Genomic DNA, 15,072 nt, shown 5'->3' with positions numbered 1-15,072 from the left:
CTTCATGCCCTGCCCTCCTCCTTCTTCGCGGAGCCCGATCCGAAGCCCTCGCGGACGCGGTCGGCCAGGCCACTCAGGTTCGCCTCGAAGGTGAAGCCCTGCTCGAAGCGGTAGCTGCGGTGGACGTCCACCGGGTCGATGCCGTTGATCGCGGCCTTGGCGAACCGCAGCAGCGTGCCGTCCTTCCGCGCGATCTCACGCGCCAACTCCATTGCCGCGTCGCGCAGTTCCTCGCGGGGCACGACCCGCCACACGGAGCCGTGCGTGTGCAGCTCCGCCGCCGTGGCTGTGCGCGAGGTGTAGTACAGGGCGCGCATCAGGTGCTGCGGCACCAGGCGGGCGAGATGCGTCGCCGCGCCCAGCGCGCCCCGGTCCAGCTCGGGCAGGCCGAACGTCGCGTCCTCGCTCGCCACGATCGCGTCCGCGTTGCCCACCAGGCCGATGCCGCCGCCCAGGCAGAAGCCGTGCACCGCGGCCACGACCGGCACCTCGCATTCGTACACCGCCGAGAACGCTTCATAGCAGCCGCGGTTGGCGCCTATCAGGGCGCCGTGGCCGCTGTCGCGCTGCATCTCCTTGATGTCCACGCCCGCGTTGAAACCGCGACCCTCGGCGGCAAGGACGACACAGCGCGTCCCGGGGTCGCGGCCCGCCGCGCGCACCGCGGCCGCCAGGTCGAACCACCCCTGCACGGGAAGGGCGTTGACGGGCGGGAAGTCGACGGTGACGACGGCCACGCCCTTGTCCGGGGTGGAGGTGGAGACAGACATCAGAGGATCCGCTACCTTTCAACCAGGCCCTTCAACCAAACATTTGTTAGTTGGAAAGGTAGCAGCGATGACTGACACTCGACAGGTGGTCGTCGTCACCGGCGGCACCCGAGGCGTCGGCGCCGGTATCGCCCGCAGCTTCCTCGCCGCCGGTGCGCGGGTCGTCGTCTGCGCCCGCAGGCCGCCGGACCGGCCGGTCGAAGCGGCGGGCGAGGCCGCCGAGTTCCGCCCCCTCGATCTGCGCGACGCGGAGGCGGCGCACGCGTTCTTCGCCGATGTGGCCGCCGATCACGGCCGGTTGGACGCCCTGGTGAACAACGCGGGCGGCACACCCTTCGGCCTGCTCGCCGAGTCCGCCCCGGCCCGCCAGGCCAAGATCGTCGAACTGAACCTGCTGGCACCGCTGTACGCGTCCCTGGCGGCGTACGAGGTGATGCGCGGCCAGGAGGACGGCGCGGGCAGCATCACCATGATCGGCAGCGTGAGCGGCTCCCGGCCCTCACCCGGCACCGGCGCCTATGGGGCGGCCAAGGCGGGCCTGGAGAACCTCGCGCGCACGATGGCCGTCGAATGGGCCCCGAAGGTGCGCGTGAACACCGTCGTGCTCGGCCTGGCCCGCACCGAGAGCGCCCATCTGCACTACGGCGACGAGGACGGCATCGCGGCGGTCGCCCGCACCGTCCCGCTCGGCCGCCTTGCCGATCCGTCGGAGGTCGGGGACGCGTGCGTGTTCCTCGCATCCGACGGCGCCCGCTACATCAGCGGCGCCGCACTGCACCTGCACGGGGGCGGCGAACGCCCCGCGTTCCTGGACGCCGCGTCCGTCAACCACTGAACGTATCCGAGGAGTTCCGTATGACCTCAACCAACAAGCCGGGCACGGGAATCTGCGCGGGCCGCGTCGTGATCGTCACGGGCGCGGGCCGTGGCCTCGGCCGTGCGCACGCGCGCGCGTACGCCGCCGAGGGCGCCAAGGTCGTCGTCAACGACCTCGGGGTGGGGCCCGACGGCTCCGGAGCGTCCGGCGGACCCGCGCACGACGTCGTCGAGGAAATCCGCGCGGCGGGAGGCGAGGCCGTCGCGCACGGCGGTGACATCGCCACGTCCGAGGGCGCCGCATCCCTCGTGCGGGCCGCGCTCGACACCTACGGATCCCTCGACACCCTCGTCAACAACGCGGGCTTCCTTCGGGACCGGATGCTGGTCAACCTTGAGGAGGACGACTGGGACGCGGTGATGCGCGTCCATCTGAAGGGGCACTTCCTGCCGCTGAAGCACGCGGCCGCCTACTGGCGCGGCGAGGCCAAGGCGGGGCGCGCGCGGCACGCGTGCGTAATCAACACCAGCTCCGGAGCAGGCCTGTTGGGCAGCGTGGGCCAGGGGAACTACAGCGCCGCCAAGGCCGGGATCCTCGGGCTCACCATGGTCGCCTCCGCCGAATTCGCCTCCTACGGAGTGCGGGTCAACGCCATGGCGCCCGCCGCGCGGACACGCATGACGGAGCAGACCTTCTCGGACGCCATGGCCGCGCCCGAGGACGGCGGCTTCGACGCGATGGCTCCGGAGAACGTGTCACCCGTCGTGGTGTGGCTCGGCTCCGAGGCGTCCGCCGGTGTCACGGGCCGTGTCTTCGAGGCCGAGGCGGGGCGCATCACCGTCATGGAGGGCTGGCGGCCGGGTCCGACGGCCGACAAGGGGGCCCGCTGGACCCCGGCCGAGGCGGGCGAGACGGCACTCAAGCTGCTCGCCGACGCGCAGGTGCCGCAGCCGGTGTACGGGGCGCGGTAGCCGGCACGAGTCGCCGGGAGCCGCCGGACGGGTTGGGCCCGAGCCCGGCCGGCGCGTGAGCGGCCGTCAGGCATCCGACGCCACCCGTACCGGTTCCGCGCCCCGTGCTGTGCCGCGCCGCCCAGTTCGTACGTGACGCGATTGCGCGGGCGGAGTGGTGCCGACGGGGCGGGGTGGTGGGGGTCCCGCCCGGCACAAGGTCAGTGCACGTGCGGTCCGCCGGTGAGCTGTGGCTTTCCGCGCGGCACGAGGACGAACGTGGCGGCCGCGCTGACCGCCGCGGTCACGGCGCACACCGTGAACGCGGCCGTGAAGCCGCCTTCGGTACCGCCGTCGATCCCCGCGGCGGCGACCGTCGAGACCACGGCTACGCCGATCGAACCGCCCACCTCGTGGAAGGTGTTGACCACACCGGACGCGACGCCCGCCTCCTCGTGCGCGATGAAGCCCAGCGCGGTGGTGGTGGCCGCCACGAACACCGAACCGAGTCCCAGGGCGGCGAGGGACATGCCCGGGGCGACACCCGTCCACGCGTTGCCGCCGGGTCCGGCGGTGGTGAGCAGAGCGGTACCGAGCCCCGCCAGCGTGAGCCCCACTGCCGCCGTGGGACGCGCACCCCACAGGCCCACGAACCGCGCGCCGAGGTGGGCGCCGAGCCCGGTGGCCACGGCCACCGGCAGGAACAGCACCCCGGTCCGCAGGGCGCTGTAGCCGCGTACCTCCTGGAGGAAGACCGACCCCAGGAAGAACAGCGAGATCAGCAACGCCGTCGCGACCAGCATCAGACAGGAGCCCGCGACCACCGGGCGGCGCCGCAGGACCGCCAGGTCGATCAGCGGCGCGCGCTGTGCCCGCTCGACGGCGGCGAACGCTCCATAGGCCACCGCGGCGGCGGCCACCGGCACCAGCGTCCGAGGGCCCGACCAGCCCGTGTCGCCCGCGGCGACGAGGCCGTAGATGAGCGAGCCGGTGCCGGCGGTGACGAGCAGTGCGCCGGGGATGTCGAGGCGGGCGGGCCGAGGCGCGCGGGCGGGGACGACAGCGGGCAGGGCGAGCAGCAGGACCGCGCCGATGGGCACGTTGACGTAGAAGATCCACTCCCAGCCGGGGCCGTCGGTCAGGCCGCCGCCGAGCAGTACGCCGATCGCGGCGCCCGCACCGCCGATCGCCGACCACACGCCGAGCGCGCGATGCCGGTCGCGGCCGTGGAAGGTCGTGGTGACGATCGCGAGGGCGGCGGGGGAGAGCAGTGCGGCTCCGACACCTTGCGCGGTCCGGCCCGCGAGGAGGGCCTCCGGGCCTGACGCGAGGCCGGTCAGCAGGGAGGCAGCCGTGAACAGGGCCAGGCCCGCGAGCAGGGTGCGGCGCGCCCCGAGCACGTCGGCGAGCCGCCCGCCGAGCAGCATCAGGCCACCAAAACAGAGCGTGTACGTCGTGACGACCCAGGTCAGCGCGGTGCGGCCGAGGTCGAGATCGGCGGCCATGCTCGGCAGCGCGACGTTCACGACCGTCACGTCGAGCACCAGCATGAACTGGGCGACGCAGAGGAGTGCGAGCGCCGCCCATGGGCGTGAGCAGGCGGGAGGCGCGGCTGTGTGGGGTGCGGTCGCCGGGGCCGGGTGGGGATGCGTCATGGCGGGTCCTTGGAGGGAGAGGAGAGGAGAGAGAAGGGGTGGAGGAAAGCAGGCGCGGCCGACGCATCTGAACTGTACTGGCTAGTTCATATGAACTCAACTGTTCAGTTCAGTTCGCTGGTAAAGTGCGGCGCATGCGGAATGAGGGAAGCGGCCGGGCAAGGAGCGAGGGCCCCACGGGCCCGCGCGCGGAACGCAAGCGCGAGGCGATCGTCCTGGCGGCCCGCTCGCTGTTCCTGCGCGAGGGGTTCGGCGTCGGCATGGACGCCATCGCGGCCGAGGCGGGCGTGTCCAAGGTGACCGTCTACAACCACTTCGGCAACAAGGAGGCCCTGTTCGTCGCGGTGATCGCGGGCGCACTCGACGAACCCCTCGACGCATCGTCGTCGGTCGCCGCGCTCGACGGACTCACCGAGGCGGACGACCTGCGCGAGGCGTTCCTGAACGTGGCCCGTGCCTGGGTCGACGTCGTCCGCACCGACCAGGAGATGAACGCGCTGCGCCACCTCGTCGCCCGGGAGATCCACCGCTTTCCGTCACTCGGCGAGGCATGGGGAGAGCGTGGCCCGGAGAGCCACCACCCCGCGATCGCGGGCGCGTTGCGCGAACTCGCCGACCGGGGGCGGCTCACCGTCCCCGACATGGAGGCGGCGGTCATCCAGCTCTACTCCCTGCTGGTCTTCCCGCACCTGGTCTTCGGCTCGTACGGGACCGACATCAGCGACGACCTGACGGACCGTCTGATCGTCGCCGGCGTCGACATGTTCCTGGGGTTCTACGCCTCCGCATAGCGACACGGTGGCGATATAGCGGCACAGCGGCGATGCGCCCGTATTGCGCCACCCGAAACCCCACCGAAACCACCTCACCGCGCAGCCCACCTACAATCCGGCCCATGGCGCGGATCCTGCCCTTCCAGCCCAGGCGGCTTCCCACCGGTGACGAGAGCGAGGGCGACGAGAACGGTTGTGCCCTGCGGTTCCGCACCGTGCACGGTTACCGGCGCGCGTACCGCGTCGCGGGTGAGGGACCGGCGATCCTGCTGATCCACGGCATCGGCGACTCGTCGGCGACCTGGGCCCCGCTGATCCCCCGGCTGGCCCGTACCCACACGGTCATCGCCCCTGACCTGCTCGGTCACGGTGCGTCCCAGAAGCCGCGGGCCGACTACTCGGTGGCCGCGTACGCCAACGGAGTCCGGGACCTGCTCGGCGTACTCGGCATCGAGCGGGTCACCCTCGTCGGGCACTCGTTCGGCGGCGGGGTCGCGATGCAGTTCGCCTACCAGTTCCCCGAGCGCGTCGACCGGCTCGTCCTGGTGAGCACGGGAGGCGTCGGCCCGCAGGTCACCCCCGTGCTGCGGGGTGTCTCGCTGCCGGGCGCCGCACTGCTGCTCTCCCTGCTCGGGCTGCCCGGTGCCGGTCTGCCGGTGCGGGCGGTCGTCGCGCTGCTGCGGCTGCTCGACACCGGCCTCGGGCAGGACGCGCCCGAACTGATGGGCCTGGTCGAGGCGTTGCCGGACGTATGGGCGCGGGCCGCGTTCATCCGCACGCTGCGGTCCGTCGTCGACTGGCGCGGCCAAGTGGTCACGATGCTGGACCGCTGCTACCTCGCCCAGGGCATGCCCACGCTCCTCGTCTGGGGCGACAGGGACGGCGTCCTTCCGGTCGACCACGCGTACACCGCGCACGAGGCGATGCCCCACAGCCGCCTCGAGATCTTCGAGGGCGCCGGGCACTTCCCCTTTCACGCCGATCCCGTGCGCTTCCTCTCGCTCGTCGAGGAGTTCATCGCGGCGACGGAACCGGCCAATTGGAGCATCGAGCAGTGGTGGCGCCTGCTGCGGGCAGGGCGGCCGGGCGACGAGGCGTTCGTCGACGCGATGGAGCGGCGCTACCGCGAGGCGAGCGAGCGAAGCGCCACGTAGGCGCCGGGTAGGTGCTGGTGCTACGCGGTCGCTACGACCGGCCCGCCCGCCAGACCGTCATGTCCGCGGTCAGGAAGCTGAACCCGCCCTGCGGCAGCGCGGTCGACTTCACCTGGACCACCAGCAGGGCGATGTCCCCGGAGGGATTCTTCACGCAGATCTCGCTCCCGGCCGCCACCGCGGCCAGCGGGAGGTCGTGGCTGTCGGCGCCCTTGAGGACGCTCCGGCACGAATCGAGGGTGGCACCCGGCTTGCTGTACAGCAGCGTGATCAGGCTCTTGTCGCTCTCCAGCGAGCAGTTCTCCTCGCCGCAGACGAAGCGGAGGTCGCCCTTGCGGTCCTTGCGGTCCACCGGCTCCTTGAGGCTCACGGAGTTCTTCTCGTCGAACCATTCCTGGGGGTACGCGATGGGGCGCGGCGGGGTGGACGCGTCCGAGGAGGACTTCGAGGAGGGGTTCGACGCGTCGTCCGACCGGCCGCTCTTGTCACCGGCCGCCGGGTTCTCATCGGTCCTGGAGGCGTCACCGGCCGCCGAATCCGCCCCTGACCCGGACGTGGACCCCGATGTGGACCCCGAGCCGGACCCGGACGTGGCACCCGGCGACCGTCCCCTCGCCTCCGACCCGGACTTCGAGGACGTGTCCCCGTTGCGGAGCAGGTCCGTCGCGTCCATGACCGCCCACGTCAGGCCCATCACCAGCAGGGCGCTCCCCGTCACGATGCCCGTGATGAGCGCGTTGCGTCTTCGGCGGGACCGCCGCTCGTCCGGCCCCGTCGGCCGGGTCGTCGCCTGCGGCGGCGCGAACAACGACTGCGGAGGCATCGACCGAGAGGACAGGGCCTGGGAGGGCAGTGGGTGCGAGGGCAGTGGGTACGAGGGCGGCACCGGCAGCGTGTGCACCGGGGTCGGGTGCGGCACCGGCGCCGGAACCCGGACCTCCGGTCCCATGACGTCCCGCCAGACGGCAAGGCCCGTGCCGGGGTCGGTGTCCCGGCCAAGCCGCTGGCGGCACCACTCGACGATGTCCGCAGGGGTGGCCCGCTCCGCCGGGTCGGCGGCCAGGCACTTGGCGAACAGCGGCCGGAGCTGCTCGGGCAGCAGGGAGAGATCCGGCTCCGAGTGCACGATGCGGTACAGCACGCCGACCGAGGGGCCGTCCCCGTACAGCGGCTCGCCCAGTGCCGCGAACGCCGCTGTCTGGCCGAGCGCGAAGACGTCGGTGGCCGCCGTGACCTCCCCCGCGGACGCCTGCTCAGGAGCCATGAACTGGGGAGTACCGGCGGCGGAGCCCGTGGCCGTGTACGCGGAAGTGGCGCTGGAGGTCAGCGAGATGCCGAAGTCGATCACGCGCGGTCCGTCGGCGGCGAGGAGCACGTTCGACGGCTTCAGGTCCCGGTGCACGATGCCGGCGCCGTGGATGGCCTGCAGCGCCTCGGCGATCCCCGCCACCAGCCACAGCACCGCAGGGACCGGCAGCGGTCCGCGCCGGGCGACCGCCTCCGTCAGCGAGGGGCCCGGCACGTACAGCGTGGCCAGCCAGGGCGGCACGCCGTCCGCGTCGGCGTCGATCAGCTCGGCCGTGTAGGCGCCCCTCACCCGCTGGGCCGCCTTTATCTCCCGCCCGAACCGCCGCCGGAAGGCCGGGTCGTCGGCCAGCTCCGGCCGCACCACCTTGATCGCGACCGGCCGGCCGCCCTGCGTGTGCGACAGATAGACCCGGCCCATGCCCCCGGCGCCGATCCGGGCCGCGAGACGATAGCCGGCCACCACGGGCGGATCATCAGCCTGTAGCGGCTGGAACACCTCAGCAGCGTCGTTCATCGCCTCTTGCCCCCCAGTTCCCCTGAACCCCTGAATCCCCTGATCCCCCTGATCAGCAGCAGCTTAAAGGGTCGGCCCCGGACCGCTGCCCCGCTATTCCTCGGCGAGGACCCGCTGTGCCACCGCGAACGCCGAATTGGCGGCGGGCACCCCGCAATAGACCGCGCTCTGGAGCAGCACCGCGCCGATCTCCTCCGGAGTGAGCCCGATGCGGCGGGCCGCCCTGACATGCATGGCCAGCTCGTCGTAGTGCCCGTGCGCGACCAGCGCGGTCATGGTGATCATGCTGCGTTCGCGGTGCGCGAGAGTGGGGTCGCTCCAGATCTCGCCCCAGGCGTAGCGGGAGATGAAGTCCTGGAAGCGGGCCGTGAAGGGCGTGGTGTTCCCCTGCGCGCGGTCCACATGGGGGTCGCCGAGTACCGCGCGGCGCACGGCCATTCCGCTCGCTGCGGCACCCGTCAGGTGCGTGCGCAGCGCGGCCGTCACGGCATCGGGCCGTTCCGCGGGCGCCAGATGCGAGGCGCCCGCCAGCTCCGTGAGCGAGGCGCCGGGCACCGCGTCGGCGATCTCCCGTGCGTGGGCGGGCGGCGTCGCCGGGTCCTCGCGGCCCGCGACGACGAGCGTGGGAGCGGTGATCGTGGCCAGCGACTCCCTGATGTCGTACGCCGCCAGTGCGTCGCAGCAGGCCGCGTACGCGCCGGGGTCGGTGTTCCGGTGGTCGTCCACCAGGCCCGGCACGGTGAACCCGGGGGTGAACCAGCGGTCCGGCGCGCTCTCCGCGAGCGCGGCCAGGCCTTCGCGGCGCACGAGTGCCGCACGCTCCTCCCAGCGGGCGCTGCCGCCGAAGTGCGCCGACGAGCAGATCACGGCGAGGCTCTCGACCCGCTCGGGGCGGTGCGCGGCCAGGTGCAGGCCGATCGCGCCGCCGAGGGAGACACCCGCGTACGCGAAGCGGTCGATGCCCAGCGAATCGGCGAGCGCGAGAGCCAGGCCGGCCAGGTCGGCGACGGTCGCGCCCGCGCCGATCAGGTCGGCGGGGGACTTGCCGTGGCCGGGGAGGTCCCAGCGTACGACCCGGTGGGTAGTGGAGAGTTCGGGCGCCACGGCGTCCCACAGAGCGGTGGAGGTGCCGACGGAGGAGCCGAGAAGGAGGGGCGGCGCGGTCGGGGCGCCCTCGGTGGTGTGGTGCGGCAGCTTGCCGGTCATCGTCGCTCCAGGGCTCGGTCCGTGAGGGCTCCGGCGGAGCCGGTGTAACGGGCGGGGTCGGTGAGTTCGGTGAGGTCAACGGCCGACAGCTCGGGCTCTTCGGCGAGGACCTCCAGGAGGGTCCTGCCCTGGTCGCGGGTGCGGCGGGCCGCCGAGGTGAGGAGCTCCTTCGCGCGGGCCCGTCCCAGGAGAGGCGTCAGCTCCGTGGTGAGACGTTCGGAGACGATCAACCCGTGCGTGAGGCCGAGGTGTTCGCGCATCGCCTCCGGATGGACCTGGAGGTTCTCGGTGAGTTCCGCCGCGTGGGCGCTCGCGCCGCCGACCGTGCGGAGGAGGTCGCGCAGGGATTCCCACTCCGCGTGCCAGGCGCCTGCGGGGCGTTCGTCCTCGGCGGCCATCGACGCGTGGAGCGTCGCGGCCAGGCCGGGGGCGCGACGCGCGGCGGCCACGACAAGGGTGGAGCGCACGGGGTTCGCCTTGTGAGGCATGGCGGAGGAACCTCCGCCCGCCCCCTCCGAGAGTTCGGCGATCTCCGTACGGGCGAGGGTGAGGATGTCCACGGCCGCCTTGCCCAGGGCTCCGGCGGTGAAGGCGAGAACTCCGGCGAGGTCGGCGACCGGGGTACGGAGGGTGTGCCAGGGGAGGGCGGGAGCGGCCAGTTGGAGCTGACGGGAGTAGGCCGGGACGAGAGCTTCCCCGATGCCGGCATCCGCGGGGAGCGCCCCAGCGGCCGAGCTGTCTGCGTACGCCCCGAAAGCAGCCAATGTGCCTGCCGCGCCGCCCAGTTGGGCCGGGAGTGCGTCACGCGACGCCCGCACCCTGTCCCGCGCGTCGAGGGTCAGCGCGCGCCAGCCCGCCGCTTTGAGACCGAACGTCGTCGGGACCGCGTGCTGGGTCAGGGTGCGGCCCGGCAGCACCGTGTCCCGGTGTTCCGCCGCGAGGCGGGCGAGTGCTGCTTCCGTGCGGGTCAGGTCCGCCAGGATCAGGTCCAGCGTGCGCCGCGCGACCAGCATCATCGCCGTGTCCAGGATGTCCTGGCTGGTCGCCCCGCGATGGACGTACGGCGCGGCCTCCGCGGGTACCGCCGCCGTCAGGTCCGCGACCAGCGGGATCACCGGATTGCCGCCGGACCGCGCGCGGAGCGCGACATCGCGTACGTCGAAACGGTCGGCGCGGGCCGCGGCGGTGACGGCCGTCGCCGCCTCCGCGGGGGCCAGGCCCACCTCGGCCTGGGCTCGCGTCAGCGCCGCCTCCGCGTCAAGCATCGCCTGCAGGAAGGCCGTGTCGCCCGTCGCGGACTCGGCCGGTGAGCCCGCGCGCCCGGGCGCGAGCAGGCCGACGTCGGCACCTTCAAGCCCCACTGGACCCACCGGACTCGCTGAACTCATGGAACTCGCTGGACTCAGGGAACTCACGGGAACTCCAGGAACACCGTTTCGCCCTCACCCTGAAGGCGGATGTCGAAACGGTACGTGTGGCTCGCCTCGGGGCGGGCGATCAGCGTCGTACGCCGCGCCGGGTCGAGGGAGCCGAGGAGCGGGTCGCCGGGCTCGTCGACCAGATAGGCGCGCGTGTAGAGGTGGTGGAGCAGACCGCGCGCGAAGACCGCGACCGCGATGTACGAGACGCCGCCCGGCGGGAGCGTACGGACCGTCCAGTGGCCGTCCGCGTCGGTCGGCACCCGGCCGAACCCGGTGAACGCGACGCCGTCACGGCCGATGACCCCACCCGAGACCGGGTCGTGCCGCAGCGATCCGCCCGCGCCCGTGCGGGAGCCGTCGGGCGCGGGCTGCCAGGTCTCGATGAGCGCGTCGGGGACGGGACTTCCCGCGCCGTCGTACACGTACCCGTGCAGGGTGACCGTGTCCGGGTGGCCGGCCGGCGCGACCTCGCCGCCCCGCGGGAAGGGCAGCGCGTAGCCGTAGAAGGGGCCGACGGTCTGGGAGGGGGTCGGGGCGTACGACATCAGTGGTGGTCGCCTTCCTCGAAGAGCGTCGCGGAGGGGCCGTCGAGGACGATGTCCCAGCGGTAGCCGAGCGACCACTCGGGGGCGGAGAGATCGTGGTCGTAGACGGAGACCAGGCGCTGTCGCGCCGACTCGTCGGTGACCGAGCGCAGGACCGGGTCGTAGGGGAAGAGCGGGTCGCCCGGGAAGTACATCTGCGTCACCAGGCGCTGCGCGAACGCCGTGCCGAAGAGCGAGAAGTGGATGTGGGCGGGACGCCAGGCGTTGACGTGGTTGCGCCACGGGTACGCGCCCGGCTTGATCGTCGTGAAGGAGTACGCTCCCTCGTCGTCGGTCAGGCAGCGGCCGAAGCCGGTGAAGTTCGGGTCGAGCGGCGCCGGGTGCTGGTCGAGCTGGTGGGCGTACCGGCCGGACGCGTTGGCCTGCCACAGTTCGACCAACTGGCCGCGCACCGGGCGCCCTTCGCGGTCCAGGACGCGGCCGGACACGGTGATCCGCTCGCCGAGCGGCTCGCCCAGGTGCTGCCGCGTCAGATCGCGGTCGAGCGCCGTGATGTCGGTGACGCCGAACGCGGGACCGCTCAGCTCCACGGCCTCCGGGTCACGCAGCGGGATCAGCGGCTGCTTGGGGTGGCGGAGATGGCTGCTGCGGTACGGGGGGTAGTCGCGGGGCGGGTGGTCGGAGGGCGCCGCCGCGGCCTGCGCCTTGGCGACCTCCGTGTCTATCTCCTGCTGGCTCAGCCCGTCGGGCAGGGGTTCGGTGAGGGTCATGTCTCTCGGCTCCGTGAGTCTCCGTGAGTACGGCTGCTGGTGAGGGGCGAGGTGAGGGGTGACGGTCCCGGCGGCACGCGCCCCGGCGTCGACGACGTGGACATCACGCGGGCTCACGACCGGTTCCTTCGGCGAGGACGTCCGGAGCGGCGGAGCCGACGGCTTCGGGGATGTGGACCTTGGCCGCCGTCTTGGCGGTGAGCTCGCCGGGGGTGACACCGGGCGCCAACTCCACCAGTTCCAGGCCGGTTTCGGTGATGTCCAGGACGCCGAGGTCAGTGATGATCCGGTTCACGCAGGCCCGGCCGGTCAGCGGCAGCGCGCACTCCTCCAGGATCTTGGGGGAGCCGTCCTTGGCGGTGTGCGTCATCGCCACGATCACCGTGCGCGCACCGTGCACCAGGTCCATCGCGCCGCCGATCCCCGTGATCATCTTGCCGGGGATCGCCCAGTTGGCCAGGTCTCCGCGCGCGGAGACCTGCATGGCGCCGAGCACCGCGACGTCGATGTGACCGCCGCGGATCATCCCGAACGACAGCGCCGAGTCGAAGTAGGAGGCCCCGGGGCGGACGGTGACCGTCTCCTTGCCCGCGTTGATCAGATCCGGGTCCACCTCGTCGTCCGTGGGGTACGGGCCGATGCCGAGGATGCCGTTCTCGGACTCCAGGACCACCTCGACACCATCGGGGAGGTAGTTGGGGATCAGCGTGGGCAGCCCGATGCCCAGGTTCACGTACTGCCCGTCGCGCAGCTCGCGCGCGGCGCGGGCCGCCATCTGCTCTCGGGTCCAGGCCATCAGCCGTTCACCGTCCCTCGTGCCTCGGGCGCGGAGACCGTGCGCCGTTCGATGCCCTTGTCCGCCGCCTGCTCCGGGGTCAGTTCGACGACCCGCTGGACGTAGATCCCCGGCAGATGCACCGCGTCGGGGTCGATCTCGCCCGGCTCGACCAGTTCCTCCACCTCGGCGATCGTGACCCGTCCGGCCATCGCGGCCAGCGGGTTGAAGTTGCGGGTGGACTTGCTGAACACGAGGTTCCCGTGCCGGTCGCCCTTCGCGGCCCGCACCAGCGCGTAGTCGGTGCGGATGCCGCGCTCCAGGACGTACTCCTGGCCGTCGAACTCCCGGACCTCCTTGGCGGGCGAGGCGAGCGCCACCCCGCCCGAGCCGTCGTAGCGCCACGGCAGTCCGCCGTCGGCGACCTGCGTGCCCACCCCGGCCGGCGTATAGAAGGCGGGAATGCCGCAGCCTCCCGCACGCAGCCGCTCGGCGAGCGTGCCCTGCGGGATCATCTCCACCTCCAGCTCGCCGCCCAGGTACTGGCGGGCGAACTCCTTGTTGGCGCCGATGTACGACCCGGTCACCCGGGCGATCCGGCCCGCCGAGAGCAGGACGGCAAGGCCCGACTCCATCGCCCCGCAGTTGTTGGACACCACCCGCAGGCCCGACACACCGGCCTCGTACAGCGCCCCGATCAGCACGCCGGGCACACCGCTCAGCCCGAACCCGCCCACCGCGAGGGACGAGCCGTCCGCCACGTCGGCCACCGCGTCGGCGGCCGAGGCCACCACCTTGTCCATCCGTCGAGCCCCATCTCTTCCAGGCCTTCGATGCCCCATCCATTAATCAGGGCACTGACTAATTCCATGAGATTGCACGTACGCTGCCACTCGTTCCCTAGGTCGTCAAGGGCGAGTACTGTTCAGTGCACCTACAGAAAACGCCAGACGCCAGACCCAAGACACCAGATCCAAGGCAGTGGAGGAACTCATGGCCGCGGTGGACCTGACCACCCACCCCGGGCACCTGGCCCGGCGTCTGCAGCAGGCGCACTATCTGCTGTGGAACACGATGGTCTCCGAGGAGATCACCTCGCCGCAGTTCGCCGTCCTGAACGCGCTCGTCGCCGAGCCCGGTCTCGACCAGCGGACCGTCGGCGAGCGGGTCGGCCTCGACCGGTCCACCATCGCCGAGGTCATCAGCCGTCTCATCCGCCGCGAGCTGCTCGACAAGGTGCGCGACCCGCAGGACGGCCGCCGGTATCTGCTGCACCTCACCGACGAGGGCAGGCGCACGCACCGCAAGCTGACCGTGCGGACGGCCCGGATGAACCAGGTGTTCCTCGGGCCGCTCTCCGCGGACGAACAGAGCACGTTCTTCGACCTGATCCAGCGGGTCTCGGACGCTGCGGAGGGCCTGCGCAATCCCGTCGAGCCCGTCGCCGCCCACCGGGGCTGAGTCACGCCTTCGCGAACACCACCCACACCTGCCCCTTCGCGAACGGCAGTTGCTCGCCGCCGTCCGCCGTCGTGAACTCCGTGCCGTCCTGCGGGGAGGTCCGCTCCCAGCGTGCGTCGTAGGCACGGCCGTCCCGCAGGACGCTCGCCTTGCCCGAGCCGATGGTCTCGGTGAACGGCGTGTTGTTGCCCGAGCGGTCGTGGAACCGGGACTCGCGCACCTTCACGTACTGCACGACGACCGTCGACGCACCCAGCGTCTTGCCGTCGGACGTACGGGCCCGCGCGCCGTCCATGGAAACCAGCCAGCGCTTCTGCTCGGGGGCCCAGGTGAAGGTGAACCGCGCCGCCGGGAAGCGCACGGTGCGCTCCCGTTCCGGAGTGCCGCCCTTGGGGCGCGGGCCGAAGCGGAAGCCCGTGCTCTGCAGGCCTCCGGCGCCCGGATCGGCGTCGAGCGCCTTCGGTCGTACGAAGAGGTTGTGCGGGGCCGGTTTGCCGCTGCCACGGAAGTACGCGTTGCCCGGCGCCTTCCCTGGAGACAGCGGTCGCAGGGGAGCGGTCGAGATCAGCGGGAGGAGCTTGGACTGCGCCCCGGAGAACGCGAGAGCCGGGTCGTCGAACTGCCGCAGCAGCTCCAGATCCGTCTCCCGCGCGCTGCGCACCGGGCCGATGACCGGCGGCAACCGGCCCGCGTACACCGCCATCAAGCGGCTCAGGCCCGCCTCGACCTGCTCCGCGTACACGACATCGGCCGCGTCGAGCCCTGTCTGCGGACGCGCCGGGCCCACGTTGTCGATCTTCACGGCGAGTACGCGGCCGCCGCTGCCCCCAGGCACGTTCCCGTCGCCTCCGTCGGTCTTGCTCAGCGTGCAGCCGGGCGCCAGGGCCAGGGCGGCGACGGCCGCCACCGCCGCCACCGTCATGCGTCGTGTCCGTGTACGCGTTCCCATACGG

The 15,072-nt window shown here is 72.3% G+C and carries 15 protein-coding genes; 5 read left to right on the top strand and 10 right to left on the bottom strand.

All coding sequences use genetic code 11. The features are described 5' to 3' along the window. Positions 1-2: 2 nt before the first annotated feature. On the bottom strand, positions 3-770 hold the full coding sequence (locus AB0E78_RS09495; RefSeq protein ID WP_361829983.1) for an enoyl-CoA hydratase family protein: 768 nt from the start codon (positions 768-770) through the stop codon (positions 3-5). A 67-nt stretch (positions 771-837) separates the two neighbouring features. Here AB0E78_RS09495 and AB0E78_RS09490 point away from each other — a divergent pair, with 67 nt between their 5' ends. Both AB0E78_RS09490 and AB0E78_RS09485 read left to right on the top strand, forming a co-directional pair. Further along, positions 838-1,605, top strand: coding sequence for an SDR family oxidoreductase (locus tag AB0E78_RS09490; RefSeq protein WP_361829981.1), 768 nt, complete (start codon positions 838-840; stop codon positions 1,603-1,605). A gap of 20 nt (positions 1,606-1,625) precedes the next feature. Next, a complete protein-coding gene (locus AB0E78_RS09485; protein WP_361829979.1) occupies positions 1,626-2,558 on the top strand; it encodes an SDR family oxidoreductase in 933 nt (310 codons plus the stop codon). Positions 2,559-2,758: 200 nt separating this feature from the next. On the opposite strand, the gene AB0E78_RS09480 is transcribed toward AB0E78_RS09485, so the two are convergent. Further along, entirely contained in the window at positions 2,759-4,192 is a 1,434-nt protein-coding gene (locus AB0E78_RS09480; protein ID WP_361829978.1) for an MFS transporter, read from the bottom strand. 134 nt (positions 4,193-4,326) lie between these two features. Here AB0E78_RS09480 and AB0E78_RS09475 point away from each other — a divergent pair, with 134 nt between their 5' ends. Beyond that, complete coding sequence (locus AB0E78_RS09475) at positions 4,327-4,983, top strand: TetR/AcrR family transcriptional regulator (protein WP_361829976.1); 657 nt, start codon at positions 4,327-4,329, stop codon at positions 4,981-4,983. Positions 4,984-5,087: 104 nt separating this feature from the next. After that, positions 5,088-6,119: an alpha/beta fold hydrolase gene (locus AB0E78_RS09470; RefSeq protein WP_361829974.1), complete on the top strand. Its 1,032-nt coding sequence runs from the start codon at positions 5,088-5,090 to the stop codon at positions 6,117-6,119. A gap of 31 nt (positions 6,120-6,150) precedes the next feature. Here the strand turns inward: AB0E78_RS09470 and AB0E78_RS09465 are convergent, their stop codons facing one another. The 7 genes from AB0E78_RS09465 to AB0E78_RS09435 form a co-directional block, all read right to left on the bottom strand. Then, positions 6,151-7,941 (bottom strand): protein kinase, encoded by a 1,791-nt coding sequence (locus tag AB0E78_RS09465; RefSeq protein ID WP_361829972.1) that lies wholly within the window; start codon positions 7,939-7,941, stop codon positions 6,151-6,153. A gap of 93 nt (positions 7,942-8,034) precedes the next feature. After that, a complete protein-coding gene (gene pcaD / locus AB0E78_RS09460) occupies positions 8,035-9,147 on the bottom strand; it encodes a 3-oxoadipate enol-lactonase (protein WP_361829970.1) in 1,113 nt (370 codons plus the stop codon). Next, positions 9,144-10,508 carry a 3-carboxy-cis,cis-muconate cycloisomerase gene (gene pcaB, locus AB0E78_RS09455; protein WP_361829969.1) on the bottom strand — a complete coding sequence of 455 codons (1,365 nt, stop codon included), beginning with the start codon at positions 10,506-10,508 and terminating at the stop codon, positions 9,144-9,146. Before pcaB ends, pcaD begins: the two co-directional genes overlap by 4 nt. A gap of 50 nt (positions 10,509-10,558) precedes the next feature. Next, complete coding sequence (gene pcaG / locus AB0E78_RS09450) at positions 10,559-11,113, bottom strand: protocatechuate 3,4-dioxygenase subunit alpha (RefSeq protein WP_361829968.1); 555 nt, start codon at positions 11,111-11,113, stop codon at positions 10,559-10,561. Further along, positions 11,113-11,883, bottom strand: coding sequence for a protocatechuate 3,4-dioxygenase subunit beta (gene pcaH / locus AB0E78_RS09445; RefSeq protein WP_361830435.1), 771 nt, complete (start codon positions 11,881-11,883; stop codon positions 11,113-11,115). Before pcaH ends, pcaG begins: the two co-directional genes overlap by 1 nt. A gap of 103 nt (positions 11,884-11,986) precedes the next feature. Beyond that, positions 11,987-12,679: a CoA transferase subunit B gene (locus AB0E78_RS09440; RefSeq protein WP_361829966.1), complete on the bottom strand. Its 693-nt coding sequence runs from the start codon at positions 12,677-12,679 to the stop codon at positions 11,987-11,989. Next, positions 12,679-13,461 carry a CoA transferase subunit A gene (locus tag AB0E78_RS09435; RefSeq protein WP_361829965.1) on the bottom strand — a complete coding sequence of 261 codons (783 nt, stop codon included), beginning with the start codon at positions 13,459-13,461 and terminating at the stop codon, positions 12,679-12,681. Before AB0E78_RS09435 ends, AB0E78_RS09440 begins: the two co-directional genes overlap by 1 nt. A gap of 190 nt (positions 13,462-13,651) precedes the next feature. Between AB0E78_RS09435 and AB0E78_RS09430 the strand changes: the two genes are divergently transcribed. Continuing rightward, entirely contained in the window at positions 13,652-14,119 is a 468-nt protein-coding gene (locus AB0E78_RS09430; RefSeq protein ID WP_361829964.1) for a MarR family transcriptional regulator, read from the top strand. 1 nt (position 14,120) lies between these two features. Here AB0E78_RS09430 and AB0E78_RS09425 read toward each other — a convergent pair whose 3' ends face one another. Beyond that, positions 14,121-15,068, bottom strand: a complete 948-nt coding sequence (locus AB0E78_RS09425; protein WP_361829962.1) for a DUF3048 domain-containing protein — start codon at positions 15,066-15,068, stop codon at positions 14,121-14,123. Positions 15,069-15,072 lie beyond the last annotated feature (4 nt).

This window comes from Streptomyces sp. NPDC032198 (genome assembly GCF_040636975.1).
In the GTDB taxonomy this organism is placed as follows: Bacteria; Actinomycetota; Actinomycetes; order Streptomycetales; family Streptomycetaceae; genus Streptomyces.
This window is presented reverse-complemented; position numbering and strand designations above follow the sequence as displayed.